The organism is Pseudomonas sp. Yb2C2 (genome assembly GCF_052112325.1).
Classification (GTDB): domain Bacteria; phylum Pseudomonadota; class Gammaproteobacteria; order Pseudomonadales; family Pseudomonadaceae; genus Aquipseudomonas; species Aquipseudomonas marginalis.
In genome coordinates, this window is sequence record NZ_JAVAJK010000002.1 from 227,393 (window position 1) to 253,440 (window position 26,048).

Below are 26,048 nucleotides of genomic sequence, written 5' to 3' on the forward strand. Positions count from 1 at the left end.
CTCCCGATGGCGGTGGATCAGTCAACGTGTATATCGACTGACCCATCGCCATCGGGAGCAAGCCCCCTCCCACATTTTTTACCGCAGTTATTTCTCGACGAACGCGCGCTCGATCAAGTAATCACCCGGCTCACGCATGCGTGGCGAAACTTTCAGGCCGAAGCTGTTCAGTACTTCGCTGGTCTCGTCCAACATGCTTGGGCTGCCGCACAACATGGCGCGGTCGTCCTCGGGGTTGATCGGTGGCAGGCCGATGTCGCTGAACAGCTTGCCGCTGCGCATCAGGTCGGTCAGGCGGCCTTCGTTTTCGAACGGCTCGCGGGTCACGGTCGGGTAGTAGATCAGCTTCTCACGCAGGGCCTCGCCGAAGAACTCGTTCTGCGGCAGGTGCTCGGTGATGAATTCGCGGTAAGCGACTTCGTTGACGTAGCGCACGCCGTGGCACAGGATCACTTTTTCAAAGCGCTCGTAGGTTTCCGGGTCCTGGATCACGCTCATGAACGGAGCAAGGCCAGTACCGGTGCTGAGCAGGTAGAGGTGTTTGCCCGGCTTCAAATCGTCAAGCACCAGGGTGCCTGTCGGTTTTTTGCTGATGATGATCTCGTCGCCTTCCTTCAAGTGCTGCAATTGGGAAGTCAGCGGGCCATCCGGCACCTTGATGCTGAAGAACTCCAGATGCTCTTCCCAGTTCGGGCTGGCAATGGAGTAAGCGCGCATGAGCGGGCGGCCGTTGGGCTGTTGCAGGCCGATCATCACGAACTGACCGTTCTCGAAGCGCAGGCCCGGATCGCGGGTGCACTTGAAGCTGAACAGAGTGTCGTTCCAGTGATGAACACTGAGGACACGCTCGTGGTTCATGTTGCTCATGTACGGGGGACTCCTGGAAATGGGTCTGCGCCAAAGATGAAGTGCGCAATTGCACAGCATTCTAATGGCGGCGACAATATCTGTTAACTGGATTATTAAGATAAGGGTTATCGGTTATATCGATATGCGATTTACTCTCCGTCAACTGCAAGTCTTCGTCGCCGTCGCCCAGCAGGAAAGCGTCTCCCGCGCTGCTGGCCTTCTGGCCTTATCTCAATCCGCCGCCAGCACCTCGATTACGGAGCTGGAGCGTCAATCCAGCTGCCAATTATTCGACCGTGCCGGTAAACGCCTGAGTCTCAACGCCTTGGGCCATCAGCTGTTGCCCCAAGCGGTGGCGCTGTTGGACCAGGCCAAGGAGATCGAAGACCTGCTCAACGGTAAGTCCGGCTTCGGCTCCCTGGCGGTCGGCGCTACCCTGACCATTGGCAATTACCTGGCCACCCTGCTGATCGGCAGCTTCATGCAGCAGCACCCCGAAAGCCAGGTGAAGCTGCATGTGCAGAACACTGCCAATATCGTGCACCAAGTTGCGCACTACGAAATTGACCTGGGTCTAATCGAAGGCGACTGCAGCCACCCGGATATCGAGGTGCAAACCTGGGTGGAAGATGAGCTGGTGGTGTTTTGTGCACCTCAGCACCCCCTGGCCAAGCGCGGCGTGGCCACCCTGGAAGAATTGACCCATGAGGCCTGGATCCTGCGGGAACAAGGCTCCGGCACGCGCCTGACCTTTGACCAGGCCATGCGCCATCACCGCAGCGCGCTGAATATCCGCCTGGAGCTGGAGCACACCGAGGCGATCAAACGGGCGGTGGAATCGGGTTTGGGCATTGGGTGTATTTCTCGGCTGGCGCTGCGCGATGCATTTCGCCGTGGCAGCCTGGTGCCGGTAGAAACCCCGGACCTGGACCTGGCCCGACAGTTCTACTTCATTTGGCATAAACAGAAATACCAGACCTCCGCGATGCGGGAGTTCCTGGAGCTGTGCCGCGCCTTCACTGCCGGGGTTCAGCGCAGCGACGAGATCGTGCTGCCGAGCATTGCCTGATCGTCAGATCAGAATCACTGCCCACACCAGGGTGATCATGGTCAGTGCCACGAATTGCGCGGCGCTGCCCATGTCCTTGGCGTTTTTCGACAGGGGGTGGCGATCGAGGGAAATACGGTCGATCGCCGCTTCTACCGCCGAATTGAGCAATTCAACGATCAAGGCCAACAGGCACACCGCAATCAGCAGCGCGCGCTCAACACGGCTGACGTGCAGGAAAAAACTCAGCGGGATCAGGATGACGTTCAACAAGACCAGTTGACGGAACGCCGCCTCACCGGTGAAAGCCGCGCGCAGGCCATCCAGGGAATAGCCCCCTGCATTGAAGATACGTTTGAGACCGGTTTGACCCTTGAAAGGCGACATAGACGTAGGCAACTGAACCAAAGGAGTGGGGAAACTAGATCACGCAAAGTCAAAAAAGCGTGAATCGGTAACAACTTAATGCTGAGCAATTGACTCAAGTTGTTGCAAGAGCAGCGCCGCCTGGGTCCGCGTACGCACCCCCAATTTGCGAAAGATTGCCGTGACATGAGCCTTGATGGTCGCTTCCGACACACTCAGCTCATAGGCGATCTGCTTGTTCAGCAAACCTTCGCAGACCATGGTCAGCACTCGAAACTGCTGGGGTGTCAGGCTGGCCAAGCCATCACGGGCGGCCTTGGCTTCGTCGGACACGTTGATGTGTTCAAACGCTTGCGGCGGCCAGGACACATCACCGTCCAACACTGCGCGCACGGCCTTCTGAATATCTTCCATCGCGCTGGACTTTGGAATGAAGCCGCTGGCGCCAAACTCCTTGGAACGCACCACCACGTCGGCATCCTCCTGGGCAGAGACCATCACCACGGGGATCTGCGGGTATTGCCCACGCAGGAGCACCAGCCCCGAAAAACCGTAGGCGCCGGGCATGTTCAGGTCGAGCAGCACCAGGTCCCAATCGGATTTTTCGGTAAGGCGGGCTTCCAGCTCGGCAATGCTGGCCACTTCAACCAGGCGCACGTCCGGGCCAAGGCCCAGGGTCACGGCCTGATGCAGCGCACTGCGAAACAGCGGGTGGTCATCGGCTATCAGGATTTCGTATGTGGCCATTGATTAAATGATCCTGTTTTTTATGGCAGCCCCGATGGGTTCGGGGTTCACCAATACACAAGGCGACGGCCAGGCAGCCATCGCCACAGGGTACGTTCAACGTCAAAAGCACTTGGAACGACGTCGAAAACTCACGGTTGCACCCCAATCGGCGCTCAGCATGCCCAGCGCAGCCTGGGGGGTCAAGCACTACGCCCATGGGCATTTTAGCGGCATGCAGGTTTACGGTGCCATCATGCAAACGTCGTCTGGCTATAGCGTGGCTATATAGGGTGCAAGACGAGTATGGACGCTGTCGGTCGGGTCCAATGGCAGCTGGAACTTGGCGGCCAGGTAATGGGTGCTGAATACGTCGAGGTAGGCGTCCAGCACTTCGCTGGCAGCGGTGTCATCGGCCAGTTCCAGGCACAGGGCGGCGACTTCGGCGGTGCAGAAATGGTCATCACGCTTGGAGCGGCGCAGTTTGTAGCGCGAAAGCTGCTCAGGCGCCAGGCTCAATACCGGCAGATACTCCAGATAGGGACTCTTGCGGAACATCTTGCGCGCTTCGCTCCAGGTGCCATCCAGCAGGATGAACAGCGGGCGCCTGCCTTCTGCCACCGTCACGGTACTGACGACACGCTCGGGCGCCACGAATTCGCCGGGGAACACGATGTAGGGCTGCCACTGCGGGTCAGCGAGCAGGGTGAGCAAATCCGGGTCGACTTCGGTACGCGACCAGGCGAATGCCGTGGTGTCCTCGACCACGTCGGCGATCAGCCAGCCGGTGTTGCTGGGTTTCATCGGTTCGACATCGTGCATCAGCAGGCACATGGCGGACCTGGCCGCGACCTGGGGGCGCCAGGCGCACAGGCAATACTCGGGGATGACCCGGCAGCCGGGGCAGCGTTCGGCACGGGAGCCTCGATTGACGAAGGGCTTGATCGCGCGTGCCAGGCGCTGTGCGCGCAGGCGGGAGACGGCATGGCTCATCGGATGCGCCGTACAGAGGGGTAGATCGACACGGAGAAAACTCGTGGAAGGCTGAAGTGACCGCAGTTTACCAGCGATACGCCTGGCTGTAGTGGCAAGGGGTCACCTATAATTGCGCGCCACTGAACGCACAGCGCAGTGGCTGGTCTATGCACCAGTAACCGAATCAGGAGAGTTTCATGCTGCGTTCCATGCTGCGTCTTGCCGCCCCATCCATCGCACTTGCGCTGGTACTGCCCGTGGGCGCCCAGGCGGCCTCGCTGCTGGAGGCCCAAATGAACCGGAAGCTGCAAAGCGTCGCGACTGAAAGCAACAAGGACCTGCCCCGGGAAATCGACGAAAAAACCCTGGAAGTGGCCTACACCGTTGAGGGCATGCAACTGATTGATCACCTCAGCGTATTGCCTGATCGCGCCGAACAGATGCGCGCCAACCCCAAGGCGGTGTACTTCCAGCTGGGGCAAAGCGTGTGCCTGAACAAAGGTTATCGCGAGCTGATGGCCAAGGGCGCAGTGATGCGCTATGAAATCACCGAGAACAAGACCAATCGTCCTGTGGCATCGGTGAAATTCGTGGAAGCGGATTGCCCGGCACCGGCTGCCGCCAAGAAGAAAAAGTAATCTTCGCTTGCCCTTCGCGCGCTGCTGTCCAGTAGCGCGCACTCCCCTGCTTCATTTCCCTGCAGGCGGCTAAACTCCCTGCTGAGTGACCAATAAGCGGTTGCCAGCCAAGGGTTTTTCGGCCCATGATCAAGTCATCCCGACCGCCCGTTCATCACGGCTTCCACGCCGTTCTGTAACATTTCCAGGGCAAAAGAGGGTTGCCCTCCTGCGACGTGCAGTGCAAAGGTTTTTTAAATCACAAGGAACATACAGAGCCCGTTTGCTGCCTGGCGAACACGTGCAATGCCTTGGTATGCAGCGACACATGCAGTGTCGTGGCCCCCGGACGAATCTCTCGCCGTTGGCCCAGCCTCTGTGAAGAAGGAGAAGTTGAATGCCTTACGAACCGAATGACCGCCTGCTCCGGCATTTTGAAGAAAACGGGGCCGACCTTACGCAACAGGTTGAAGCTCAGCTCCAGCAGATCGCCCCCAACAGCCCGAATATCCCCCTGTATCGCGACATGATCCTGACCGTGCTGCGCATGGCCCAGGACGACCGCAACCGCTGGAACGCCAAGATCACCTTGCAAGCCATTCGCGAACTGGACCACGCCTTCCGCGTACTCGAACAGTTCAAGGGGCGCCGCAAGGTCACGGTGTTCGGCTCGGCACGCACCCCGGTGGAAAGCCCACTGTACGCCTTGGCCCGTGAGGTGGGTGCCGCACTGGCCCGTTCGGACCTGATGGTAATCACCGGTGGTGGCGGCGGCATCATGGCGGCGGCCCACGAAGGGGCAGGCCTGGAACACAGCCTGGGGTTCAATATCACCCTGCCGTTTGAACAGCATGCCAACCCGACCATCGATGGCACCGAGAACCTGCTGTCCTTCCACTTCTTCTTTACCCGCAAGCTGTTCTTCGTCAAGGAAGCCGATGCGCTGGTGTTGTGCCCGGGTGGTTTCGGCACCCTGGATGAAGCCCTGGAAGTATTGACCCTGATCCAGACCGGCAAAAGCCCGCTGGTGCCGGTAGTGTTGCTGGATGCGCCCGGTGGCGGTTTCTGGCAAGGCGCCCTGGACTTTATCCGTAGCCAGCTGGAAGCCAATCGCTACATCCTGCCCACCGACCTCAAGCTGGTACGCCTGGTGTACAGCGCTGAAGAGGCAGTGGAAGAGATCAATCAGTTCTATGCCAACTTCCATTCCACGCGCTGGTTGAAACGTGAGTTTGTGGTGCGCATGAATCACCCGCTCAGCGATCGAGCGCTGGCTCATTTGCAGAGTGAATTTGCCAGCCTGCGGTTGAGCGGAGAATTCCAGCAGCTTGCCTATACCGGTGAGGAGCATGATGAGCCGAAGTTCAGCCATTTGACGCGGTTGGTGTTCAACTTCAATGGCCGTGACCAGGGCCGGTTGCGGGAGCTGGTGGATTACATCAACTTGCCGGAGAACTGGGCGCAGGCTCAGGGGAAGACGCAACAGCGGGTAGCGCCGCAGCCGGCGTGAAATCCAAAAACGCAGGATCCAGAAACGCAAAAAGGCCCGCTATTTTCATAGCGGGCCTTTTTTGGGGGCTTCAGGTTTGGTGTTTCAGGTTTAGATCGAAGGTGAGGCTATTGGGGCTGCTTCGCAGCCCAGCGCGGGGCAAGCCCGCTCACCACAAGCAAGCCCGCTCGCCATAACAAGGCCGTTCACCGCACAACAAGGTTGTTCAGTCGTCCATATCTCGACCGCTGAGTAAGCGGCTGATCATCTCCATAGAAAAACCGCGATAACTCAAGAAGCGTCCCTGCTTGGCGCGTTCCCTGGCATCAATGGGGAGATGACCCGAGAATTTGCGGCGCCAGGTGTCCTCCAACTGCGCCTGCCAACTGATACCGCACTCACGCAAGGCAAGGTCGATATCGGCGCGCTGTAAACCACGCTGGCTCAGCTCTTCGCGAATACGCGCCGGGCCATAGCCGGACCGGGCTCGGTAGGAGACAAAACTTTCGAGATAACGGGATTCGGAAAGCAGCCCCTCTTCCGTCAATCGGTCAAGGGCGGTTTCGATCATCTCAGGTTCCGCACCGCGCTGACGCAGTTTACGCGTCAGCTCGACTCGACCATGCTCGCGGCGAGCGAGCAGGTCCATTGCGGTGCGCCGAACGGCGACAAGTGTATCCAGTACAACGGTCATCGTTTATTTCAGATGTCAGTGTCGGCTTCTTCTACTTCTTCAACCGGCTCGCGGTTGGCGGCAGCTTTCACGTCTGGTGTTGGGGTCAGCAGTTTGTCGCGGATCTGCTTCTCAAGCGTGGCAGCGATGTCCGGGTTGTCCGCCAGGAACTTGGCCGAGTTGGCCTTGCCCTGACCGATCTTGCTGCCATTGTAGGCATACCAGGCACCGGACTTTTCGACGAAGCCGTGCAGCACGCCCAGGTCGATCATCTCGCCGTTCAGGTAGATACCCTTGCCGTAGAGAATCTGGAATTCAGCCTGGCGGAAAGGCGGAGCCACTTTGTTTTTCACGACCTTGACGCGGGTTTCGCTACCCACAACCTCGTCACCCTCTTTCACCGCGCCGGTACGGCGGATGTCCAGGCGGACCGACGCGTAGAACTTCAGCGCGTTACCACCGGTGGTGGTTTCCGGGCTGCCAAACATCACGCCGATCTTCATGCGGATCTGGTTGATGAAGATCACCAGGCAGTTGGCGTTCTTGATGTTACCGGTGATTTTACGCAGCGCCTGGGACATCAGGCGGGCTTGCAGGCCCACATGCATGTCGCCCATTTCGCCTTCGATTTCAGCCTTGGGTACCAGGGCTGCCACGGAGTCGACCACGATCACGTCGATGGCGTTGGAGCGCACCAGCATGTCGGTGATTTCCAGGGCTTGCTCACCGGTGTCCGGCTGGGACACCAGCAGGTCATCAACGTTGACGCCCAGCTTGCCGGCGTATTCAGGATCCAGGGCGTGCTCGGCGTCGACGAACGCGCAGGTGGCGCCCATTTTTTGCGCCTGGGCAATCACCGACAGGGTCAGGGTGGTTTTACCGGAAGATTCAGGACCGTAGATTTCAACGATACGACCTTTTGGCAGGCCGCCAATGCCGAGCGCGATGTCCAGACCCAGAGAGCCAGTGGAAATAGCCGGGATCGCCTGACGGTCGTGATCGCCCATACGCATTACGGCACCCTTGCCGAATTGACGTTCGATCTGACCCAGGGCCGCAGCCAAGGCTTTCTTCTTGTTGTCGTCCATTAAAGTCCTCACGTAATCAATAAGGCCTGACGGCCAACACCTGTATAAGTAGACAGTATTGTTCCACAAAGATCGGAGATCGCCTACCCCTGATTTTCTATTTCTGCTGCAGCTCGTCGCAACAAGCCCTCCAGCGCGGCCTTCACCGTTTGTCGGCGGACCTCATCGCGGTTGCCGGAGAAGTGCGCAAGCTCGGCCGTGACCTCCTCGCCAACGCCAAAGGCCAGCCACACGGTGCCCACCGGCTTGTCCACCGAACCACCATCGGGCCCCGCCACACCGCTGACCGCCACGGCAAAGCGCGCCAGGCTTTTCTCCTGGGCGCCGCGCACCATGGCCTCCACCACTTCCTGGCTGACCGCCCCAACCTTTGGAAACAAGGTTTCCGGCACATTCAACTGCCGGGTCTTCTGCCGATTGGAATAGGTGACATACCCCGCCTCGAACCAGGCCGAACTCCCCGGGATCCGCGTAATGGCCTCGGCGATACCGCCACCGGTACAGGATTCGGCCGTGGTGACGTGGGCATTGAGCATCTGCAGGCGGCGGCCCAGGTCAGCGGCAAGTTGAGTGATTTCCTTCACGACGGTCTCCAGAAGTGGGCGGGGGTTTGCCTACCCTACAGGAGCAAATCGCTCATGCAAGCGACAGACTGGAACAAGAGATTAGCGGGCGACAGCGCGCACATACGCCTGGCAAGCGCGCAAGGCGATCAGTCCTTGGTCGCCGGCATCGGTGATGCCGATAATTCGCTGAGCATGCGCCGGGTCAAGTCGGGCTCGTGCGGCTGCATGAACCAGGCCGCCGGTGGTGGTGGTACTTGGCACTGCGCAGCCATCGGCGGCTTCGGTGGCGTCGAGAAGGACTGACAACCGCACATCAACAGTGGCCAGACGGTCGCGCAGAGCAGCCTGGTTACGTTGGGCATCGCTCAACTCCCGAGCATGGTGTTGGTCGCTGGCACTGAGCTGTTGCTCCAGGGCCAGCCGTTTGTCCTGTTCAGCCTGTTGTTGATGCAAGGCCGCCTGGCTTTGCTGGCTGAGCGCCTGTGCATGGGCAGAAGCCTGGCGCTCAAGCTGTACCCCCAAGCGCCAGGCCTGGACCTGCCAGGTCACCGCCACCAACAGGCAAGCACCGATCAGTTGGTAGGCCCCTAGGAAACGCATAACACCGCCTTCGCCCGCGCCCACAGCCGCAAGCGATCCTCCAGCCCATTCAGCCCGCCATTGATACGCCGTGTAATGGTGGTGAACTGGTCCTTGTCGGCCAGCTCATTCAGGCCATTGACCTGCCAGAACCAGGCGGCCGACTCAGCCGCCCCTTGCGGTTGCTCCAGCAACATCGGCTCCCGTAAAAGACGATCATCACCAAACAGCGCCTGGCTGCATGCCAGGTAATTGCGCCGACCGGTGATCTGGATCAGTCCTCGGCCGCGGTACAACTGGCCATCGCCATCCGCTTCGGGGCTATTGCCCAGGCGCGCGGCCAGGCTGCCGGTGTCGTATTTGCTCAGGTAGTAATCGCTGCCCAGTTCACGGACGTAACGCAGTTCGGCGGATTCGTGGCCAATCTGGGCGAGGAAGGCGGCGATGCGCTTCGCACAGTTGATCTCGAAACGAACGAAAGCCGCATTCAAGGGCATTAAAAAAACGCCCGCTCTAAGGCGGGCATCCGGCATAACGTCAAGCAGCTGGGGGAGTGTTATCACCATTGGTTTTACTCTCGAAAAGTAACTATATCGACAACCCACCGGCCGTGATCGAACTGCGGTATCCCGTCGCCGGATCGCCGACATGAACCACCTGCTTTATCGACCAGCGCCCCTGCATATAGGACGGCCAGCTCTCATCCAGCACTAACAGGCCTTCCGCGGCCAACAATGGATTGCCCGGGCAATCGATCAGCAACTTCAAATTTTCACGCCCCACACGACGCAGTTCACCTTCGGCAACGGCGCGGGCTTCGGCTTCGTTCTGGTAGCGTTGGCGCAAGGTTTTGAACGGTGCATTCCCCACCTGGACGACGCGCTGCTTGCCGGCGGAGACATCCCACCAACTGGCACGGCAGCCTTGGTATTTCGAGCGGGATTTTTCGTCGAGCTTGGCGGTGATGAAGCTCTGTTCATCGGGGCGATTGTCATCCGTCACGGACAGCTTCACTTCCGGCAACAGCTGGCCGGAGAGCGATTTGGCTTGGCCGGCTTCGGCCAATACATAGAGTTCGTTAAACGGTTTAGTGACCGCACTATAGAGGCGGGCAAGGCGCGAAATGAACGCCATGTCACTTTCGTTGGACTGGTCGATGTGCGCGATCGCAATCCCCTCCAGCGCCGGCGCCACTCGCGGTGAATAGCCGTGACGACTGACCAGTTGGCGAAACAGCGCGCCCAGGGTGGTCGGACCGTAACTGGCGGATCGACGCTGGCGATAACCCGTTGCATCGACCACGCTGAAGGGCGCTGCGGTGGCCACTATCATCAAGCGCATGGGAAACAGCACCGGGGTGCGCTGGGTGACGACAAACTCGCCCTTTTCCACCAACCCCGATTCCAGGTAACCGGCACGCAAGCCGATCCTGCCGTTCAGTGTGGGCAGGCCGTCCAGGCCCTCGATATTGAGGGTCAGCTCCAGCCGGTCGGTCTCAATGCCCGCGGCGTCGGTGTGGCTCCAGCGCATCAGGCGTTGATTGAGCAGCGCCGCGTTGGCGCCATAAAACTCCACGATAGGCGTAAATCCCTGTGCCATGCCGCCTCCTTAATCCCAGGCCAAAACGGGTCGCACAGCTCCGGGCCGAGCGTGCAGTTCAGGCACGATCACCCACACGCCGGCCGGCAGCACCGGGCCATATTCGGCAAGCTCGGGGTTCAGGCGCCAGAGGGTTTCTTCCGCCGTGTCGTCGCAACGGCCCACCTCGCGATAAAGCAACAGGTTGACCGAATCACCGGCAATACTTCGTACTCTACGCATTGGCGAATTCCTCCAACTCCAGCGTCCAGGCCATGACCATGGCGGTGCCGTCATCGATGACATTGCTCTGGGTTTCCACAATCGAATTGATCCGCCACAAGCCCCAGTTACGGCCGATGCCGTCAACCAGGGGCAACGGCGCCCGCGCATTTTGCAGCGCGCGCAATTGGTCCAGGCGCTGCATGCCTACGCCGTACATGGCCGTGCCGCTGAATGTGAGTTTTTCCAGCTTCTGACCGCTCTGCCGCGACTGCGACTTGCTGGCAATAATCGCCAGGTCACTCCAGCCGCCGTCGCTGGCACGGACCAACGAGGAATAGGCAAACCCTCGAGACAAGCCGAAAATAAAGTCGCCGAGCACCATTTGTTGTCGCATCAGTCACCTCCAGGAGAATCGGCCAGTGCCGCATTGCGTCGGATGCCGAGGGCGTCGCTGAGCATCGGCAGACACTGAAATTGCAGCGCCTGGATCACCTGGTTGACGACCTGCTGGGCATCGGCGGGGTTTACACCGGTGATCTGGATGCTCGGGGCGAGGGTCACTTGCACGTTGTCCGTGCACGCACCGCTGAGTTCCTTGCTCACCGCACCAGGCGCTGGCAGGCGATCACTTGAGCCGAGCAATTGGTTACCGAGCCAGGCTCCCGCCTCACTGCCCAGCAAACCACCGATTGCACCACCGACAGCAGTACCAACACCGGGAAAAACCATTGTGCCAATGGCCGCACCTGCGGAGGCACCGGCCCAGGCGCCACCGGCGGTGCTGAGGCCTGAGCCGACGGCTTTTGCGTCACCATTGCGGACACCTTGGATCACGTCAGTGGCGACGGCGGCATATTTCAGAGGGCCAAGTCGGCGAACGCCGGTTGACTCAAGTTTGGCAAGTACTCCGGTTAGTCCACTGGCGGGGATATTCGACGAACTGGGCACTGCACCCACGAAGGACTGCAAGCCTTGCAAGGGGGCTCCCGAATGAAAGCCCATTTGCGAGCCCCCTACCCAGTTACCAGTGCGTTCGGACACACGACGAAGCGGTGAGCCGCGCCCACCGATTTTTTTACGGCCTTTGATCATCTTGCCAATCTTGTCGATAGCAAGATCAATAAGTTTATCCGCGGCTTTGCTCTTGGCAGAGTCCCATAACGTGTCCAAGGCCGACTTGCCCGCGTCGGCAGAAGGATCGGCAGGCGGCGCCTTCGGCTCATTTTTCAACGCGCCCGCGGCGACATCGACCTCTCTCGGTGCCAAAGAATTGCTGTTGATGAACAACGTACTATTAAGCGTTTCCAACGTCTCACGCAGCCGCACTTGCTCCTGCGTCAGAGCATTGATATCCACACTCAGCGTGGCCAACGTAGAGCCGAGCATAAACTGCGGGTGCGATGCAGCCTCCAGGCTTACAGGCGCCACAGCACGTGTGGAAAACGGGGCGAGTGCATTGCCCAGATCCGCCTCGCCGAACATCCAGCGCAGGTCTTCCTGGGCGAGCTTGATCCCGTATTTAGTCTCTTGCATCCCGCTCTACTCCTGTTTAACGCCAAGCCGAGTGATCGCGATGTCGTAGCGGCGTAATGCTTTTGCGGCGTCCCAAGCAAGGATCTCCGCTTCATTGACCGAATACACCAGCGGCACCACATCGAGGATTACATCGATGTCGCGTTGCGAAAGAAGGCCGCCGGTTGATTTAAAAAATCGTCGATACGCTCCTGCAGCTGCGTCCAGTCGGGCACGGTCAGGCCGGCCAGGTCGGGGATCATCAAGCCGGTGCAATGCGCAGTGATGAACTCGGCGCGCTCTTTGTTGGTGGGGAGTTTTTTCATCACCTTGGTGGCGCGCAGGGCGGGCATTTCCAGGGGCAGAACGGTGAGGCTGCGACCCGCAGCCTCGAGGGGCAGCAACAATCGGACCGGCTGGTCGTGGGCCGATTGCTCAGCGTCACCGAGGAAAAACGACGCAGGGCGCGTCGACATTTCATGTACGTATTGGGCGATGGTCACGTAGTCCGGGCGCTTGAGCTGGTCGAGTTCTTTTTCCGACAGGCCGGTGGCGAGTTTCGCCAGTTCGAAAAACTGGTCGTCCTCGTCATCACCGGCCCGGGCCAGCGCTTCTTTTTGCGCGGCGTAGTACAGCGGCTTGAGTTGCACCTGCTGGATCGTCGCGCCGGTGTCGGCGGTGATCGGAGACAGCAGGAGGTGCAGCGGTGGCATCCAGGCCATGGGGCAATTCCTTGATCAAATAAGGGGCGAGCACGCCCGCCCCCGGGGAGTTACGGCATCAGCACCGCACGGCGGGCATCGCCGAGGATGTCTACACCATTGAGCACGAACTTCTGGGTGCGCACGTCGATGTCGATGACCGGGATGCCGTTTTCCAGGCGGTTGTAAGTGCGGCAGGAAAGCTCAAGCGTGGTGAGAGCCTTGTCGCCCATCTTCAACTTGGCTTCGACCAGGGATTTCAGCTTGCCGCCGACCGTGTGATAGGTGAAGTAGGTCTTGCCGTCCTGATCCTGGCCGGCTTCCCGCACGTTCAGCAGGATGTCATCACCCAGGCGTACACCCAGGGCCAGCATGATTTCCGGGCCGGCACCTTGCAGCACCAGAGTGGCATTGAGCACCTTGCCGCTCTTGGCCATTTCCTCGGCGATAAAGCGCCCGCCGGACATGGGCTCCATGTCGAATTCAATCTTCGGCGGAGTGAATTCCTCAACCGTCGCGGACAACGGCAGGCCTTGAAGGGTGGCCGCAATGGCCTGTCTGACTCGGTTGGTAAACATTAGAGAACGTCCTCCAGGAACTGCTCGATGATTTCATCGCGGGCGTTGAGTTGATAAATCATGTGTTCGTTCGGCGCATAGCGGCCGTAATCGATGACGATGAACCAGGTGCCGTTCTTGTACTTCTCGACACTGTTGAGCTCCGGGTGCAGGTACACGCTGCCGCCGGGAATGGTTTCGTCGGCGACCAGGGTTTGCAGCCAGTCGTTGATACGCTTGACCTCCTGGTCCATGAAGGACTTGGTGAGGTTCTTGGCCATGGCTTTCTGGCCCGCCTTGACCAGCTTGCGGCTGATGGCATCTTCCAGGCCGACATAGCTGATGAACTTGCCGGTGATGGAGCGATTACCCAACAGCGAGAAACCGCCGAGGATGGTGCGGGCGTAGTAGCTCACGCCGTAACGGTTGAGCAGGTCGCCTTCGGTGGAGGTGTCGAGGATGTTGTACTCGACCACCCGGGAAACGTCCTCGGCGAACGTCACCTGGTTGCCTGGGCTTTCCCATTGCTTGACCTTGGCCAGCGCAGCGATCGCCAGGGACGACGGCGCAAGGAACACGTTTTTCTTCGCCGCCTTGGAGTACACCGACGGCATGTTGTGCACCAGCAGGCAACGGTCGAAACCGAGGTCGGCACCGCCCAGTTCACCGCTGTAGGTCACCTGGTCGGCCACCGCCGCGTCCTTGCCATCCAGCACTACACGGGCCTTGATGCGCTTGCCGAAGGCCGCGAACTCACCCGCCACAGCCTTGGTACCGGTGAAGCCTGGGGCGCCGATAATGGTCAGGTCTTCCGGCACGCTTGCAAGTGCCGCCAGTCCCAACTTGCGACCGGTGACCGGCTCGTTGCCGCCGATTACATTGTTGAGGGTGTCCGCCGGGGTGGCGCCCTCTTCCACGATCACCACGTAGACCGGCACCTTGACCACTTTGAGGATCTGGTAGACTGCGTGGAACAGCGTGCCAGACTCCGCGCCGGTAGGGTCCAGCAGCGCATGGGTGGTGAAACTGTTGATACGGAACGGCGCGTTTTTCGGGATCGACGCATGGGCATTCGGCGCGGTGCCGACCAGGCCGATCACGTTGTCGCCAAGGCCGCCCATGGCCTCGGGGGATTCGGTGGCATTGACGGTGATGCCGTTGTGCTCGAAGTTCAGAACCTCAGCCATGGTTAGTCAGCCTTCTTGGTGGTGGCCTTTTTGGCCGGGGTGGCGTTGAGGACGCTGGTCAGTTCCAGGCGGCCAGCGGTGCGCAGGGCGGATGCTTCGACGTCCAGCAGGTCCAGTTCCTCGCCGACGGTGGACCAATGGCCACCTCCGGTTGGGAATGGGATGAGGACGGTGTAGGTTTGGCGGGTAGACATAAGAGAGAATCTCCAGACGAAAAAAAACCGCGGGAGCGGTTTTTGGTGTTGTTTATGGTCATTAAAAAGCCCCAGAGTGCGGGGCGTTTATGCGGTGTCTGAGTCAACTTTTGCCGACTTTAATAACGCTTTATCGGGCCATCCTTCAAGGAGCATCGACTCTTCAAAATTTCCTTCGGCCAAGATCGACAGCAACTCCTTTTCCCGTGAGTAGCAGGCCTGAACATAGTCATCGACAACTTCAGCAACGCGGAGTATTTCGTTGGCGGAAAGAGTCACGAATGAACCATTCGCTAGTTTCCAATCTACGGAGTAACCCGTACTTCGCTGAGCCCTGAAAGCGCAGGCCGTCAGTTTTCCCTGAGTATCACGATCCGTCAGGATGTCTATTCCTTCAGCAGAAACACCAGACAATTCATGGCTGTAACGAACCAACGCGATTTCGGAGGGCCAATCCTTTTTCTTCTCTGGTGGAGCAGACAACTGAAGCTTTCCAGATGAGTTTGACGTGATCAACTTTCCAAACGACTGGCCCTCAAGCAACTCCTCATACTCCGTTTGTGAAACCTCAATGGAGTCCGCGGGGATATCAGCGTGCACGGCAGTGTTATAAAAACCTTTTGTGTCCAGACTGTATAAAACTTTCATGAGTTACCTCCCTATCGCAAACCAGCGCGCAGTGGCGAGTGAATCATAAGATCCCGAAATCGCGTCGAACCAACATACAAAAGATGTCAGTGACTGCGTGAAGGAAGTACTGAAAAAATGATTAGGGTCACCTACCGCGCCACTGGATCCTCGAATGCTTCCACTTATGTGATAAAGCTCCTTCGGAAAAGCTAGCGGGAAGCTAATAGTTACTGCCGCATCTGCCGGAGAAGCTGGACGAGCGGTAACACCCCACTGAAAGATTATCCCCCCTAGCCAAGTGGGTAGCGCCAAATAGCCATTGGCTGCAGCTAGAAACGCCACCCCCATTCTGAGCTTTTTGGGAGTAACAAAAGTAGCGTCGTCCGCTCCAGCATCAACCTGAATTTGAGTAGCCACCTTGGCAGTACCCTGGGCGATTTCAGTCGCCTGAGCAGCTAGCGATGCAAGCGCGACAATATCAACACTTCCCTGATTGATCGGCGCACTCCAAGCCTTGATGCACCAAACGACCGTGAGGTTTCGCGGGCGGGTCTCACCACCGCCTGTCGCTTCTACCCCTACGGCTGATAAAACACCTACTGTTTGATACCCGGGCGCCCCAAGGCTTCCGCCTGCATAGCTCCCATATTGCATTCGATGGGTGTGGGACTTGAATATATCCTCTTGCCAACTAGCAATCGCACGCCCGGCATCAACTCCGCGGCCATGGTCCCACCCGCGCAAAAACTCACCACGCGATTCCGGTAGTCGAAAATTGCCCCCCCCTTCGTCACCCTTATTGAAAACTCCCCCAAGAAGCTTCGCCAGATCAGGGTAAGCCGCGGCGCTCTGGACGCTACCGTCAACTTCCAAAAAGCCCACCGGGACTTTGTCGACTGGAAACGCAATCACGGCCCCAACCGGCAACGCCGAAGCCTTGGCAATCATCGCCTCAATCTCAGCCTTGGAATACGTCCCCTTCGCCAGGTAGTCCATCACCCAAGCCCGAGTTGCCTTCACCACCGTGTCATCAATCAGCAGCGTCACGATCGACGCATTACTGGTCTCAAAGATTGAGCGAATATAAAACTCTTTCCCCGATCCCGATGTCGCCAGCACCGGTTTATACGACTCCGGATATTTAACGACGGCATACAAGATCCCGGTGTCCGTCCACAGTCCGGCTTCCCGCACATACCAGCCGCCGACATCCGATGGAATGGTGACTTCGGCCATCAGCCAGTTGGCGTTTTTCTCGTCCTGGAACAGCGCATTCAGCGGCCCGCGCCAGACTTCGCGCTTGAGCGCCTTGGCGTTGGCGTCGGGGTTGTAGACAGCACCGTTGCCGTCACCGACGGAAATCTGCGCCAGTTTGATCGGCACGCCAGCCGCCTTGCAGGCGGTTTCGTAGGCGATCCCCGCATTCGTGAGCAGGGTGTAATAGTCAGCCATTTAGTGCTCCTGTGGATAAAGGGTGGTGGTTTCGACGCTGTACAGACCGGCCGCCATAAAGGCGCGGCCCGAGGCCTCGACGCCCGCCAGCACGTTTGGGTAGATCGTGGTCAGTTCGCCGCACAGCGTGGCGGCGCCAATGCTGTGGCGGCCGAAGGCGCTCAGGCCCACGGAGATCGACAGGATGTCGCGTTCGCTTTTGGCATCGGCCAGGCGGCGGTCGAGTCGGGCATCGATGGCTTCGCTGTAGGGCAATTCGGTCCAGGCCCGTACGGCAAAGCTGTAGGGCACGCCCGGCGGTTTCTGCGCATACCAGGCAAGCACTTCAGGGCTGAGTTGCAGGCCCTTGGCGGCATTTTCCAAGGCCTGGCGGGTGCCGGCCCGGCGCGCGGTGGGCCAGGCAAGTTTGACGGTCAGGCGCTTCTCGACCTCAGGGGCTGTGGCACTCCACTCGTTGACCGCCCGGTCCGCCGCCAGGTAAGGCAAGAACGCCGCGGGTGTACGATCCGGGTCCATCAGTTCGGGAAACGGTGGGGTGACCCGCTCCAGCAACGTGCCAAACCCCAGATCCAAAGCCTTCTCCAGCGGTGAGCTGTTGGCAGGCAACAAGCTCGCTTTGGGTTCACTCATAGCGTGCGCACCTCCACCTCGACGCCCCTGCAATACGGGGCCTGGAATGCCGTGCTGATGATCGGCGCCAGCGGCTCGAGGATCTGCAGCTGCGCGGCGCCGGCGCTGTGGATCGCATAGTCGATCCAACTTGGGTCCACACGGCCTTCCAGGCGATGGCAGGACTCTGCATAGCCTTGCAGCAGTTTCTGCGCGGCGACTTGGGTGAGTCCGGAATCCGGACCGGCGTTGATCCTGGCCACCACGCGAATTTTGTACGGCAGGATTTGTGCGCCTTGGACGGTGACCAGGTCGGTCTCAGGGCGTACATCGGGCCGTGCGAAATGTCGCCGTACGCCGTCAAGCAAATCGGCGGACGGCGTGCCATCTCCTTCCCTTGAAAGCACGGTGACCATTACTTCGCCAGGCGCCGTGCGCCGTCCGTTGCCATCCTTGACCTGGGCCGCGTAGCCGTCCGGATCGAAGGTGTAGCTGACGGTCACCACGCCCGGTGTGGCGCTTTGCACCTTGACCGACGGCCGCTCGCCGAGGGTGAAGACTTCACGGCGATACTGCATCCGCGAACCTGCCGCCGGCGCATGGGGTGCCAGGTAATAGCGCAGGCGCGCGTCGTCGTCGCTTTCCAGGGTGGGTGGCACCGGTGGGAAAGCCGCCGGGTCGCCGGGGTCGAGCACTTGGCGTTCCAGGCCCATATCGGCCAGGCGTGCATCCAGGTTGCTGCCGGTGGCCCACCACGCCAGCATCTGCTTGATGCGGGCGTTATATTTGCGTTCGTGGGTTTGCAGGCGTACGCAAAACGCTTCCAGGGCCAGGGTCAACAGCTCGCTTTCGTTGTCGAGACTGACCTTGAGTCTGGCCGCGCTGTGCGGCGCGCGGATGGCGACGTAGTCGACGACAAACGCCTTGAACTCCGCCAGCAGTGGTTCGAACTCATCGACCGCGATAATCGCCGGCTCCGCCAGTTGGTTCTGGCCTGGGATCAGCATGCTCATGTCACGACCTCGAAGGATTGTTGTCGGTTTTTCCAGGTGCCGGCAAAACGCAGCAATAACCCGGCGCCCTGGCGGGTGGCGACGATGACCTGGGGCTGGAAGTCGACAATGCCGTTCTGGCTGTTGTAGAACGCTTGCGCGGCGTGGCTTTGGGCGAGGATCAACAGGTCATCGCCAAGGTTCTGGCCGAGCAGTTGCGGGATCATCGAGCCGTACAACGGGCGCTTCTGGCGAGTGCCCAAGGGGGTGGTCAGCGCTCGGGTGGCACGCTGTACGAATTGCAGCCAGTCATCGACGGCTGCCCCGGTGTTCCTATCGATTCCGATCATGGCAAATCCTTATGCGCGGCTGATCACGCGGCCCTGGTGATCCACCAGCGGGCCGCTCAAATGCACACCGGCGGCATCCAGCGAGAGGCCGGTGGTGCCGAGTTGCAGGGTGATGCCCTGGGCGCTCAGGGTCAGGCTGGCAGCACCGACCTTGACGTCGACCTGTTCGCGGGATCCGCTGAACATGGTTGGGCCGTTAATCCAGTTGAAGGTGTGGCTGGCATCGTCGTAGTCGCTTTGGGTGCCATCCTGATGGCGCCGCCGGGTCAGCGAGGCCACGCTGGACACCGGTGGAAACAGACTACTGTTCAGCCCGAACAGCGCCACAGACTGCATGCCCCCTTCCCCACCGCCGTAGTTGAGCAACAGGCATTGCTCGCCCACCGACGGAATACGGGTTTCGGTCTGCGCACCGGCGCTGGGGTTGAAGAACCGAATCGCCGGGGTAAGCAACTCACCATGGCTGACCTTGCAGGTATTGCTGGCAGCGTCGACCTCCTGGCACACGCCAATGCGGCAGAAACTGTCCGCGCGTCGATACAGGTCTTCGAGCTGGGCTTCCATTTCCGCCAGGCGCTCGACAATCGGCCCCAGTTGCATGCGTAACAATGCGTCGAACATGGACTACTCCTGCAGGGGCCGATATTGATCCGGATCGTCGATGTCCGAGACTTCCCAGGTGCGGGCAAACAGCGGTGTGCCGGTGGGGTCTTCGAGCAACGACGGGCCGAGATAGAGGGTTTGGGTGAAGGACACGGTCCAGGTGTCGTAGTCCGTTTCGGCGCTGGCGAGCCCAGAGGGCGCCGCGACGACGGCCGTGGGTAAATCGCACTGGTCCGACGGCAGGCCCCAGCGGTTATCCAGCGCCAGGTCCATCAATTGGCTGGCCAGGTCGCACGCGTCAAAAGGCGCCGCCGCGCTGGCGACCGTAACCCTGAGTGATACCGACAAGGCATGCGCCTTGCGCCCTTCACGGGAACGCACACCGGGGCCGTTGCGTTCCACGCTGATCAGCACGCCAGTGTGATCCCCGGCGCCGCCAACGTCCTGGTGGTTGCCTACCTGTAATTGTGGGAAGGCACGCTTCAGCGCCCCCTCAATGGCTACAGGCAGTTGGGAGGGTTTTTCGATAAGTGTCATCAGTTGCGTCCTTGCAGCAGTTACTGCTGATCCGAGCGGGATGTCGGCGCTTCGTTGACCCCGATGCGCTTGGCCGCCCAGCGTTCATAAAGGCCGATGGCGACGTCTGCGCCGGCCATGGCCGTCAGGCAACCAATGGCGCCGGCGGTCCAGATCGACATGCCGGCGGCGTAGCACAGCATCAATGCCGAAACCCCGCAGACCATGCACGCCCCGGACCGCAGGGCCAGACGCCGGACCAGCGACCAGCCGCGGGCACCCTCCTTGTCGGCACGCCACATTTCGCCGGATACGCCGCCAATCAGCGCCAGTGCGATCACCAGCCAGATAGGCATTTCCGCTAACGCTTGCTGCTCGTTTGTCATGTCACGCCTCCTGGCTGAGCAATGCCGGCAACGCACCGGCTTTTGGGTAAATCCATGTATAGGTAGGCATTCCAAAAAGCCCGGTTGCCCAGGCTTTTCAGTAATGCGGTCCAGCGTCGATCTTTCGGCGCTACTGGCGCGGTACGGATCTTTCCTCGATGTTTTTCCGACCACGATCCCTGTCTGCCGGATAACTGCTTCTGGTGCTTTACGCTGCACACCCGGGTCAGTTGCCAACCCTCTGAACCGTTAAGGCCGGTTCATCGCTGCCTGTTGCTGAAGCGGTGTCACTAAAGAGCGTCGGCATCCTTGCCGGTGTTGCCTGGCATCCCTGCCATCGCTCTGATGGCGTCCTTGCCGATGTTGCGTGCCTTCCTTGTCTTCCTTGGCAGCATCCTTGCCGCCTCCACCAGGCCTTGTTGGCTGGCTTGAGATGAAGGATATGCATGTATGCATATACAGTCAATGCACAAATGCATTTATTTTACCATGATAATGCACTGATGCATTTCATGCCTTGCGGGCAAAGGGTTTGGCGATTTTCCACGGGCGAAAAAAAGCCCGCTCGATGGCGGGCTCTCTCTTACGCAAGGAGGTTAACGGGCGTACATCCCCCACCAGAACACATGACCGAGGATGCTGATCTGCTCATCCTGGATATCCTGGAAGCTGTAGTCCTCATCCGGGTGTTCATCGCGATTGAAACTGCGCAGGCGAATCCCGGAAGGCAGGCGATAGAGCTGTTTAACCCGCAGCTGGCCATTGTGATTGATGGCATACAAGTCGCCATCGACGATGTCGCCGATGCCACTTTTGCCAGCATTCACGCCGACCGTCGCGCCGTCGCGCAGTACCGGCAACATACTGTTGCCGCGCACCGTCACACACTTGGCCTGGTCGAACTGCACACCGTTATGTCGCAGGCTGCGCTTTCCAAAACGCAGGCTGGCCTTCTCGCTTTCCTCGATGACGAATCTTCCTGATCCAGCAGCCAATTCAACCTCGCGCAGAAAGGGGATCGACACCTCGTCATCATTAACGGGGGTGTCATCGTCCCACAGGCTTATATCCTTGAGTTCCGAATGCGTCGGGTCGCGCCCGTCATCGCGCAAAGCCCCCACCGCCGCACGCCCGCGCAGTTGATCGGTGCTGACGCGGAAGTACTCGGCGATACGCGAGATGTGTTTATCCGACGGATCAACGATCTTGCCGCTGAGAATCCGGGACAACGTGGATTGAGGCACGCCAGTACGCCGGTGAAGCTCCGTGGGGGAGATCCGGTCGCGGTCCAGCAGTTCTCTTAAGACGATAGAAACGTTGCGTTTTTGCATAGCGGCGATAGTGACGGGAGTTTTTGGGGTTGGCAAATGCTAATTTGCATCATTCATGCATTAATTATGCACTCGCAATACCTTTCAGTGGACCTGCTTCAATCGAAAGCGCATCTTCAGCGCGGGATTCATTGTGCTCGGCAGCGCCTTATATCTGCAAAGGGACCGCCTCTGCTATCGTGCGGCCTCTCACAGAAATGGAAGCATCGAAGAATGGGCTCATGGAAGACTCTGGCGATCGCTGCCGTGGCAGTGATCGGCAACCCGGTAGCGGCGGCTGAAAACGCCAACCCTTTCGATAAAGCGCTGATGTACACGACGTTCGTGCCCACCATCCTGATTGGGGGAGCCAGCGTTCTCACGACCGATGCGCCAAAGCTTTTCACATCCTCCAAAACCGATGCCCTCGCCTTTATCGGTTCGGACGGCGAGATCCGCGGTGCTGAGTTCGAACAGGCATCTCGGTACTATCGCGCGACCTACGCCTCGCCTCTTATGTCCGACATGCAACTGGCCAAGGCGATCGCCTCATCGTACTGAGGGAGGCATTTTCGGCTGCGCGCCAATAGCGACACGTCCCTGCGCATTTAAACAAATGCGCCATCCCACTTTGCGTTTTACCTATCCGTTTGCGACCTGCGAAGGGCCGACCTCGCGTGTTAACCTTGCAGCCATTGCAAAATCAGCAGGGCCGAGCGCCCCACCTTTGCCCCACTCCTTTCAACGAATTTGCCTATTATCCAATGAGTAAAAACACGTCCGATCTGTCCTCCCACACCCCGATGATGCAGCAGTACTGGCGCCTGAAAAACCAGCACCCTGATCAGTTGATGTTCTATCGCATGGGCGACTTCTACGAGATCTTCTATGAAGACGCGAAGAAGGCCGCCAAGTTGCTGGACATCACCTTGACCGCGCGCGGGCAGTCGGCGGGGCAGTCGATTCCGATGTGCGGGATTCCTTACCACTCGCTGGAGGGTTACCTGGTCAAGCTGGTGAAGCTGGGCGAATCGGTGGTGATCTGCGAGCAGATCGGCGATCCGGCCACCAGCAAGGGCCCGGTGGAACGCCAGGTGGTGCGCATTATTACGCCGGGGACGGTGAGTGATGAGGCGCTGCTGGATGAGCGTCGCGATAACCTGATCGCTGCGGTGCTGGGCGATGAGCGCTTGTTCGGGCTTTCGGTACTGGACATCACCAGCGGCAATTTCAGCGTGCTGGAGATCAAGGGCTGGGAAAACCTGCTGGCGGAGCTGGAGCGCATCAACCCGGTGGAGTTGTTGATCCCGGATGATTGGCCGAAGGATCTGCCTGCGGAAAAACGCCGTGGGACCAAGCGTCGCGCGCCGTGGGATTTCGAGCGTGACTCGGCACTGAAAAGTCTATGCCAGCAGTTCTCGGTGCAGGACCTTAAAGGCTTCGGTTGCGAAACCCTGACCCTGGCCATCGGCGCTGCGGGTTGCCTGCTCAGCTATGCCAAGGAAACCCAACGCACCGCCCTGCCGCATTTGCGCAGCCTGCGCCATGAGCGCCTGGACGACACCGTGGTGCTCGATGGCGCGAGCCGTCGCAACCTGGAACTGGACACCAACCTGTCCGGCGGGCGTGACAACACCCTGCAATCGGTGGTCGATCGCTGCCAAACTGCCATGGGCAGCCGTCTGCTGACCCGCTGGTTGAACCGTCCGTTGCGGGATTTGACGGTGCTGCAGGCGCGCCAGACGTCGATTACCTGCCTGCTGGACGGCTATCGCTTTGAAAAGCTGCAGCCGCAGCTGAAGGAAATCGGCGACATCGAGCGCATCCTGGCGCGGATCGGCCTGCGCAATGCGCGACCCCGTGACCTGGCGCGTCTGCGCGATGCCCTCAGCGCCCTGCCGCAACTGCAAGTGGCAATGACCGAACTGGATACGCCGCACCTGCAACAGCTCGCCGTAACGGCCGGTACCTACCCGGAACTGGCAGCGCTGTTGGAAAAGGCCATTATCGACAACCCGCCGGCGATCATCCGTGACGGCGGCGTGCTCAAGACCGGCTACGACAGCGAACTGGACGAACTGCAGTCCCTGAGCGAAAACGCCGGGCAGTTCCTGATCGACCTGGAAGCCCGCGAAAAAGCTCGCACCGGCCTGGCCAACCTGAAGGTGGGCTACAACCGCGTGCATGGCTACTTTATCGAGTTGCCGAGTAAGCAGGCCGAGTCGGCGCCCATCGACTATCAACGCCGCCAGACACTCAAAGGTGCCGAGCGTTTTATCACCCCGGAGCTGAAGGAGTTTGAAGACAAGGCGCTGTCGGCCAAGAGCCGTGCCCTGGCCCGGGAAAAGATGCTCTACGAGGCGTTGCTGGAAGACTTGATCAGCCAGTTGGCGCCGCTGCAGGACACCGCCGCCGCCCTGGCGGAGCTGGATGTGCTGAGCAACCTCGCCGAACGGGCGCTGAATCTCGACCTGAACTGCCCACGGTTTGTCAGCGAGCCGTGCATGCGCATCGTGCAGGGGCGCCACCCGGTGGTGGAGCAGGTGCTGACCACGCCGTTCGTCGCCAACGACCTGTCGCTGGACGATGATACGCGCATGTTGGTGATCACCGGTCCGAATATGGGTGGTAAATCCACCTACATGCGTCAAACCGCGTTGATCGTACTGCTGGCGCATATCGGCAGTTTTGTGCCGGCAGCCAGTTGCGAGCTGTCTCTGGTGGATCGCATCTTCACCCGGATCGGCTCCAGCGATGACCTGGCCGGTGGCCGTTCGACCTTTATGGTGGAAATGAGCGAGACCGCGAATATCCTGCACAACGCCACCGAGCGCAGCCTGGTGCTGATGGACGAAGTGGGTCGCGGCACCAGTACGTTTGACGGCCTGTCCCTGGCATGGGCGGCGGCCGAACGGTTGGCGCATCTGCGTGCCTATACGCTATTTGCCACCCACTACTTCGAACTGACGGTGCTGCCGGAAAGCGAGCCGCTGGTGGCCAACGTGCATCTGAATGCCACCGAGCACAACGAGCGCATCGTATTCCTGCACCACGTGCTGCCAGGGCCGGCCAGCCAGAGTTACGGGCTGGCCGTGGCGCAATTGGCCGGCGTGCCGAACGACGTGATCACCCGTGCCCGCGAGCACCTCAGCCGCCTGGAAACCACGGCCCTGCCCCATGAAACCGTGGTGGCCAGCCCTGCCAAGGCCAGCCGCAAACCTGCTGCGCCGCACCAGAGCGATATGTTCGCCAGCCTGCCCCATCCGGTGCTGGATGAATTGGCAAAGCTTGACCTGGACGACTTGACGCCGCGAAAAGCGCTGGAAATGTTATATGCACTGAAGACTCGGATATAACGCTCACGCTTGCAAGCTGATAGACTCTCGCGCGGTTTGGGATGCTGCTGGCTCTTAGCCTGGCCTGCAGACTATCGCTCCCGAACCTCGCGAGCCCTACCACAAAGGGTTTCGCTGCCGCCGCCTGAGGAGAGAATTAGAAATGACCTTCGTCGTCACCGACAACTGCATCAAGTGCAAGTACACCGACTGCGTAGAAGTGTGTCCGGTGGACTGCTTCTACGAAGGCCCGAACTTCCTGGTCATCCACCCGGACGAGTGCATTGACTGCGCCCTGTGTGAACCTGAATGCCCGGCCGTCGCCATTTTCTCCGAGGACGAAGTCCCGGCGGGCATGGAACAGTTCATTCAGTTGAACGTTGAATTGGCTGAAATCTGGCCAAACATCACCGAGAAGAAAGACTCGTTGCCGGATGCCGCCGAATGGGATGGCAAACCCAACAAGATTGAGCAACTAGAGCGCTAAAAGCGCCGCTGCCCAACAAAAAAAGGCCCTTCAAGGGCCTTTTTTGCGTTCCGGGGAACGCATTCACTTTTCTATAGACGAAAAAAGGGGCGGTATGACCCGCCCACATTTTTTCCCTAGTCCCTGTGTTCCTTTTCATCATCCTGATGAATCGCATCCTGCGACGTTCCTTCAACCATCGTTCCTTGATGGCTGTGTCAATCCGTGGACACAGGGCTGATGTTAGAGAGTTCCGAGGGAAGTTCAACGGGATCCAAACTTGGCACTGACAGTTTCCAGCGCCCAGACAAAGATAAATAATTGTTATATTTCAATTAGATAGAAAACTCCCTCAAGGATTAGAGACGCACACGCCCGGCAAAAAAACCAAACACTTACGAGAAAGTAAGCGAATGCTTACGCGCGCCATTGCGTAAAAGCGTAAAAGAAACCCATTGACCGATCTCCA

Annotated in this window: 32 protein-coding genes; 6 read left to right on the forward strand and 26 right to left on the reverse strand. The window is 59.5% G+C overall.

Features of this window, described 5'->3' with window-relative positions; genetic code table 11:
• Positions 1 to 87: 87 nt before the first annotated feature.
• Positions 88 to 867 (reverse strand): ferredoxin-NADP reductase, encoded by a 780-nt coding sequence (fpr, locus tag Q8X51_RS03315; RefSeq protein ID WP_003172178.1) that lies wholly within the window; start codon positions 865 to 867, stop codon positions 88 to 90.
• A 124-nt stretch (positions 868 to 991) separates the two neighbouring features.
• Between fpr and Q8X51_RS03320 the strand changes: the two genes are divergently transcribed.
• Positions 992 to 1,918: a LysR family transcriptional regulator gene (locus tag Q8X51_RS03320; RefSeq protein WP_053137418.1), complete on the forward strand. Its 927-nt coding sequence runs from the start codon at positions 992 to 994 to the stop codon at positions 1,916 to 1,918.
• Positions 1,919 to 1,921: 3 nt separating this feature from the next.
• Here the strand turns inward: Q8X51_RS03320 and Q8X51_RS03325 are convergent, their stop codons facing one another.
• From Q8X51_RS03325 to Q8X51_RS03335, 3 genes are all read right to left on the reverse strand, one after another.
• The gene (locus Q8X51_RS03325) at positions 1,922 to 2,284 is read right to left on the reverse strand and encodes a diacylglycerol kinase (protein ID WP_065938722.1); all 363 of its coding nucleotides are present in this window, start codon (positions 2,282 to 2,284) and stop codon (positions 1,922 to 1,924) included.
• Positions 2,285 to 2,359: 75 nt separating this feature from the next.
• The gene (erdR, locus tag Q8X51_RS03330; protein WP_065926510.1) at positions 2,360 to 3,010 is read right to left on the reverse strand and encodes a response regulator transcription factor ErdR; all 651 of its coding nucleotides are present in this window, start codon (positions 3,008 to 3,010) and stop codon (positions 2,360 to 2,362) included.
• Positions 3,011 to 3,262: 252 nt separating this feature from the next.
• A complete protein-coding gene (locus tag Q8X51_RS03335) occupies positions 3,263 to 3,982 on the reverse strand; it encodes a tRNA-uridine aminocarboxypropyltransferase (RefSeq protein ID WP_407693201.1) in 720 nt (239 codons plus the stop codon).
• A gap of 179 nt (positions 3,983 to 4,161) precedes the next feature.
• Here Q8X51_RS03335 and Q8X51_RS03340 point away from each other — a divergent pair, with 179 nt between their 5' ends.
• Positions 4,162 to 4,602: a PA3611 family quorum-sensing-regulated virulence factor gene (locus Q8X51_RS03340; protein ID WP_027604548.1), complete on the forward strand. Its 441-nt coding sequence runs from the start codon at positions 4,162 to 4,164 to the stop codon at positions 4,600 to 4,602.
• Positions 4,603 to 4,978: 376 nt separating this feature from the next.
• On the forward strand, positions 4,979 to 6,091 hold the full coding sequence (locus Q8X51_RS03345) for a TIGR00730 family Rossman fold protein (protein WP_065926513.1): 1,113 nt from the start codon (positions 4,979 to 4,981) through the stop codon (positions 6,089 to 6,091).
• Positions 6,092 to 6,296: 205 nt separating this feature from the next.
• Here Q8X51_RS03345 and recX read toward each other — a convergent pair whose 3' ends face one another.
• From recX to Q8X51_RS03455, 22 genes are all read right to left on the reverse strand, one after another.
• Positions 6,297 to 6,764 carry a recombination regulator RecX gene (gene recX, locus Q8X51_RS03350; protein WP_012722522.1) on the reverse strand — a complete coding sequence of 156 codons (468 nt, stop codon included), beginning with the start codon at positions 6,762 to 6,764 and terminating at the stop codon, positions 6,297 to 6,299.
• Between the two features lie 8 nt (positions 6,765 to 6,772).
• A complete protein-coding gene (gene recA, locus Q8X51_RS03355; protein ID WP_065926514.1) occupies positions 6,773 to 7,831 on the reverse strand; it encodes a recombinase RecA in 1,059 nt (352 codons plus the stop codon).
• An 83-nt stretch (positions 7,832 to 7,914) separates the two neighbouring features.
• Entirely contained in the window at positions 7,915 to 8,415 is a 501-nt protein-coding gene (locus Q8X51_RS03360) for a CinA family protein (protein ID WP_065926515.1), read from the reverse strand.
• Between the two features lie 81 nt (positions 8,416 to 8,496).
• Positions 8,497 to 8,997 carry a lysis system i-spanin subunit Rz gene (locus Q8X51_RS03365; protein WP_407693200.1) on the reverse strand — a complete coding sequence of 167 codons (501 nt, stop codon included), beginning with the start codon at positions 8,995 to 8,997 and terminating at the stop codon, positions 8,497 to 8,499.
• Positions 8,985 to 9,542 (reverse strand): glycoside hydrolase family 19 protein, encoded by a 558-nt coding sequence (locus Q8X51_RS03370; RefSeq protein ID WP_065926517.1) that lies wholly within the window; start codon positions 9,540 to 9,542, stop codon positions 8,985 to 8,987. Before Q8X51_RS03370 ends, Q8X51_RS03365 begins: the two co-directional genes overlap by 13 nt.
• Positions 9,543 to 9,564: 22 nt before the next feature.
• Positions 9,565 to 10,575 carry a phage late control D family protein gene (locus Q8X51_RS03375; RefSeq protein ID WP_407693199.1) on the reverse strand — a complete coding sequence of 337 codons (1,011 nt, stop codon included), beginning with the start codon at positions 10,573 to 10,575 and terminating at the stop codon, positions 9,565 to 9,567.
• A gap of 9 nt (positions 10,576 to 10,584) precedes the next feature.
• Positions 10,585 to 10,797: a tail protein X gene (locus tag Q8X51_RS03380; RefSeq protein WP_027604555.1), complete on the reverse strand. Its 213-nt coding sequence runs from the start codon at positions 10,795 to 10,797 to the stop codon at positions 10,585 to 10,587.
• Entirely contained in the window at positions 10,790 to 11,173 is a 384-nt protein-coding gene (locus tag Q8X51_RS03385) for a phage tail protein (protein WP_315871465.1), read from the reverse strand. The genes Q8X51_RS03380 and Q8X51_RS03385 overlap by 8 nt, the downstream gene beginning before the upstream one ends.
• Positions 11,173 to 12,312, reverse strand: coding sequence for a hypothetical protein (locus Q8X51_RS03390; protein ID WP_407693198.1), 1,140 nt, complete (start codon positions 12,310 to 12,312; stop codon positions 11,173 to 11,175). Before Q8X51_RS03390 ends, Q8X51_RS03385 begins: the two co-directional genes overlap by 1 nt.
• Positions 12,313 to 12,440: 128 nt before the next feature.
• A complete protein-coding gene (locus Q8X51_RS03395) occupies positions 12,441 to 13,013 on the reverse strand; it encodes a phage tail assembly protein (RefSeq protein WP_407693197.1) in 573 nt (190 codons plus the stop codon).
• Between the two features lie 50 nt (positions 13,014 to 13,063).
• On the reverse strand, positions 13,064 to 13,570 hold the full coding sequence (locus tag Q8X51_RS03400) for a phage major tail tube protein (RefSeq protein ID WP_315871462.1): 507 nt from the start codon (positions 13,568 to 13,570) through the stop codon (positions 13,064 to 13,066).
• Positions 13,570 to 14,736: a phage tail protein gene (locus Q8X51_RS03405; RefSeq protein WP_315871461.1), complete on the reverse strand. Its 1,167-nt coding sequence runs from the start codon at positions 14,734 to 14,736 to the stop codon at positions 13,570 to 13,572. Before Q8X51_RS03405 ends, Q8X51_RS03400 begins: the two co-directional genes overlap by 1 nt.
• A 2-nt stretch (positions 14,737 to 14,738) precedes the next feature.
• Complete coding sequence (locus tag Q8X51_RS03410; protein WP_315871460.1) at positions 14,739 to 14,930, reverse strand: hypothetical protein; 192 nt, start codon at positions 14,928 to 14,930, stop codon at positions 14,739 to 14,741.
• An 87-nt stretch (positions 14,931 to 15,017) separates the two neighbouring features.
• On the reverse strand, positions 15,018 to 15,578 hold the full coding sequence (locus tag Q8X51_RS03415) for a DUF4376 domain-containing protein (RefSeq protein WP_315871459.1): 561 nt from the start codon (positions 15,576 to 15,578) through the stop codon (positions 15,018 to 15,020).
• A gap of 3 nt (positions 15,579 to 15,581) precedes the next feature.
• Entirely contained in the window at positions 15,582 to 17,012 is a 1,431-nt protein-coding gene (locus Q8X51_RS03420; RefSeq protein WP_315871458.1) for a phage tail-collar fiber domain-containing protein, read from the reverse strand.
• The gene (locus Q8X51_RS03425) at positions 17,013 to 17,642 is read right to left on the reverse strand and encodes a phage tail protein I (protein ID WP_315871457.1); all 630 of its coding nucleotides are present in this window, start codon (positions 17,640 to 17,642) and stop codon (positions 17,013 to 17,015) included.
• Positions 17,639 to 18,634, reverse strand: a complete 996-nt coding sequence (locus tag Q8X51_RS03430) for a baseplate J/gp47 family protein (protein ID WP_407693196.1) — start codon at positions 18,632 to 18,634, stop codon at positions 17,639 to 17,641. The genes Q8X51_RS03425 and Q8X51_RS03430 overlap by 4 nt, the downstream gene beginning before the upstream one ends.
• Complete coding sequence (locus Q8X51_RS03435) at positions 18,631 to 18,963, reverse strand: phage baseplate protein (protein ID WP_315871455.1); 333 nt, start codon at positions 18,961 to 18,963, stop codon at positions 18,631 to 18,633. The genes Q8X51_RS03430 and Q8X51_RS03435 overlap by 4 nt, the downstream gene beginning before the upstream one ends.
• Positions 18,964 to 18,972: 9 nt before the next feature.
• Positions 18,973 to 19,584 (reverse strand): phage baseplate assembly protein V, encoded by a 612-nt coding sequence (locus tag Q8X51_RS03440; protein WP_330214353.1) that lies wholly within the window; start codon positions 19,582 to 19,584, stop codon positions 18,973 to 18,975.
• Positions 19,585 to 19,587: 3 nt separating this feature from the next.
• The gene (locus Q8X51_RS03445; RefSeq protein ID WP_065948866.1) at positions 19,588 to 20,103 is read right to left on the reverse strand and encodes a hypothetical protein; all 516 of its coding nucleotides are present in this window, start codon (positions 20,101 to 20,103) and stop codon (positions 19,588 to 19,590) included.
• A 20-nt stretch (positions 20,104 to 20,123) separates the two neighbouring features.
• Positions 20,124 to 20,468, reverse strand: coding sequence for a phage holin family protein (locus Q8X51_RS03450; protein WP_027604569.1), 345 nt, complete (start codon positions 20,466 to 20,468; stop codon positions 20,124 to 20,126).
• Positions 20,469 to 21,064: 596 nt separating this feature from the next.
• A complete protein-coding gene (locus tag Q8X51_RS03455) occupies positions 21,065 to 21,799 on the reverse strand; it encodes a LexA family transcriptional regulator (RefSeq protein WP_083221282.1) in 735 nt (244 codons plus the stop codon).
• A gap of 213 nt (positions 21,800 to 22,012) precedes the next feature.
• On the opposite strand from Q8X51_RS03455, the gene Q8X51_RS03460 reads away from it, so the two are divergent.
• The 3 genes from Q8X51_RS03460 to fdxA all read left to right on the forward strand — a co-directional run bounded on the left by Q8X51_RS03460 (position 22,013) and on the right by fdxA (position 25,600).
• On the forward strand, positions 22,013 to 22,339 hold the full coding sequence (locus Q8X51_RS03460; RefSeq protein WP_065926521.1) for a DUF2388 domain-containing protein: 327 nt from the start codon (positions 22,013 to 22,015) through the stop codon (positions 22,337 to 22,339).
• Positions 22,340 to 22,542: 203 nt separating this feature from the next.
• Complete coding sequence (gene mutS, locus Q8X51_RS03465; protein WP_065926522.1) at positions 22,543 to 25,134, forward strand: DNA mismatch repair protein MutS; 2,592 nt, start codon at positions 22,543 to 22,545, stop codon at positions 25,132 to 25,134.
• Positions 25,135 to 25,276: 142 nt separating this feature from the next.
• Positions 25,277 to 25,600 carry a ferredoxin FdxA gene (gene fdxA, locus Q8X51_RS03470; RefSeq protein WP_027604581.1) on the forward strand — a complete coding sequence of 108 codons (324 nt, stop codon included), beginning with the start codon at positions 25,277 to 25,279 and terminating at the stop codon, positions 25,598 to 25,600.
• Positions 25,601 to 26,048 lie beyond the last annotated feature (448 nt).

What these genes read in the sequence shown, in the direction of transcription:
- fpr (WP_003172178.1), bottom strand. Translation starts at nt 867, where the DNA reads ATGAGCAACATGAACCACGAGCGTGTCCTCAGTGTTCATCACTGGAAC.
- Q8X51_RS03320 (WP_053137418.1), top strand. Translation starts at nt 992, where the DNA reads ATGCGATTTACTCTCCGTCAACTGCAAGTCTTCGTCGCCGTCGCCCAG.
- Q8X51_RS03325 (WP_065938722.1), bottom strand. Translation starts at nt 2,284, where the DNA reads ATGTCGCCTTTCAAGGGTCAAACCGGTCTCAAACGTATCTTCAATGCA.
- erdR (WP_065926510.1), bottom strand. Translation starts at nt 3,010, where the DNA reads ATGGCCACATACGAAATCCTGATAGCCGATGACCACCCGCTGTTTCGC.
- Q8X51_RS03335 (WP_407693201.1), bottom strand. Translation starts at nt 3,982, where the DNA reads ATGAGCCATGCCGTCTCCCGCCTGCGCGCACAGCGCCTGGCACGCGCG.
- Q8X51_RS03340 (WP_027604548.1), top strand. Translation starts at nt 4,162, where the DNA reads ATGCTGCGTTCCATGCTGCGTCTTGCCGCCCCATCCATCGCACTTGCG.
- Q8X51_RS03345 (WP_065926513.1), top strand. Translation starts at nt 4,979, where the DNA reads ATGCCTTACGAACCGAATGACCGCCTGCTCCGGCATTTTGAAGAAAAC.
- recX (WP_012722522.1), bottom strand. Translation starts at nt 6,764, where the DNA reads ATGACCGTTGTACTGGATACACTTGTCGCCGTTCGGCGCACCGCAATG.
- recA (WP_065926514.1), bottom strand. Translation starts at nt 7,831, where the DNA reads ATGGACGACAACAAGAAGAAAGCCTTGGCTGCGGCCCTGGGTCAGATC.
- Q8X51_RS03365 (WP_407693200.1), bottom strand. Translation starts at nt 8,997, where the DNA reads ATGCGTTTCCTAGGGGCCTACCAACTGATCGGTGCTTGCCTGTTGGTG.
- Q8X51_RS03370 (WP_065926517.1), bottom strand. Translation starts at nt 9,542, where the DNA reads ATGGTGATAACACTCCCCCAGCTGCTTGACGTTATGCCGGATGCCCGC.
- Q8X51_RS03375 (WP_407693199.1), bottom strand. Translation starts at nt 10,575, where the DNA reads ATGGCACAGGGATTTACGCCTATCGTGGAGTTTTATGGCGCCAACGCG.
- Q8X51_RS03380 (WP_027604555.1), bottom strand. Translation starts at nt 10,797, where the DNA reads ATGCGTAGAGTACGAAGTATTGCCGGTGATTCGGTCAACCTGTTGCTT.
- Q8X51_RS03385 (WP_315871465.1), bottom strand. Translation starts at nt 11,173, where the DNA reads ATGCGACAACAAATGGTGCTCGGCGACTTTATTTTCGGCTTGTCTCGA.
- Q8X51_RS03390 (WP_407693198.1), bottom strand. Translation starts at nt 12,312, where the DNA reads ATGCAAGAGACTAAATACGGGATCAAGCTCGCCCAGGAAGACCTGCGC.
- Q8X51_RS03395 (WP_407693197.1), bottom strand. Translation starts at nt 13,013, where the DNA reads ATGGCCTGGATGCCACCGCTGCACCTCCTGCTGTCTCCGATCACCGCC.
- Q8X51_RS03400 (WP_315871462.1), bottom strand. Translation starts at nt 13,570, where the DNA reads ATGTTTACCAACCGAGTCAGACAGGCCATTGCGGCCACCCTTCAAGGC.
- Q8X51_RS03405 (WP_315871461.1), bottom strand. Translation starts at nt 14,736, where the DNA reads ATGGCTGAGGTTCTGAACTTCGAGCACAACGGCATCACCGTCAATGCC.
- Q8X51_RS03410 (WP_315871460.1), bottom strand. Translation starts at nt 14,930, where the DNA reads ATGTCTACCCGCCAAACCTACACCGTCCTCATCCCATTCCCAACCGGA.
- Q8X51_RS03415 (WP_315871459.1), bottom strand. Translation starts at nt 15,578, where the DNA reads ATGAAAGTTTTATACAGTCTGGACACAAAAGGTTTTTATAACACTGCC.
- Q8X51_RS03420 (WP_315871458.1), bottom strand. Translation starts at nt 17,012, where the DNA reads ATGGCTGACTATTACACCCTGCTCACGAATGCGGGGATCGCCTACGAA.
- Q8X51_RS03425 (WP_315871457.1), bottom strand. Translation starts at nt 17,642, where the DNA reads ATGAGTGAACCCAAAGCGAGCTTGTTGCCTGCCAACAGCTCACCGCTG.
- Q8X51_RS03430 (WP_407693196.1), bottom strand. Translation starts at nt 18,634, where the DNA reads ATGAGCATGCTGATCCCAGGCCAGAACCAACTGGCGGAGCCGGCGATT.
- Q8X51_RS03435 (WP_315871455.1), bottom strand. Translation starts at nt 18,963, where the DNA reads ATGATCGGAATCGATAGGAACACCGGGGCAGCCGTCGATGACTGGCTG.
- Q8X51_RS03440 (WP_330214353.1), bottom strand. Translation starts at nt 19,584, where the DNA reads ATGTTCGACGCATTGTTACGCATGCAACTGGGGCCGATTGTCGAGCGC.
- Q8X51_RS03445 (WP_065948866.1), bottom strand. Translation starts at nt 20,103, where the DNA reads ATGACACTTATCGAAAAACCCTCCCAACTGCCTGTAGCCATTGAGGGG.
- Q8X51_RS03450 (WP_027604569.1), bottom strand. Translation starts at nt 20,468, where the DNA reads ATGACAAACGAGCAGCAAGCGTTAGCGGAAATGCCTATCTGGCTGGTG.
- Q8X51_RS03455 (WP_083221282.1), bottom strand. Translation starts at nt 21,799, where the DNA reads ATGCAAAAACGCAACGTTTCTATCGTCTTAAGAGAACTGCTGGACCGC.
- Q8X51_RS03460 (WP_065926521.1), top strand. Translation starts at nt 22,013, where the DNA reads ATGGGCTCATGGAAGACTCTGGCGATCGCTGCCGTGGCAGTGATCGGC.
- mutS (WP_065926522.1), top strand. Translation starts at nt 22,543, where the DNA reads ATGAGTAAAAACACGTCCGATCTGTCCTCCCACACCCCGATGATGCAG.
- fdxA (WP_027604581.1), top strand. Translation starts at nt 25,277, where the DNA reads ATGACCTTCGTCGTCACCGACAACTGCATCAAGTGCAAGTACACCGAC.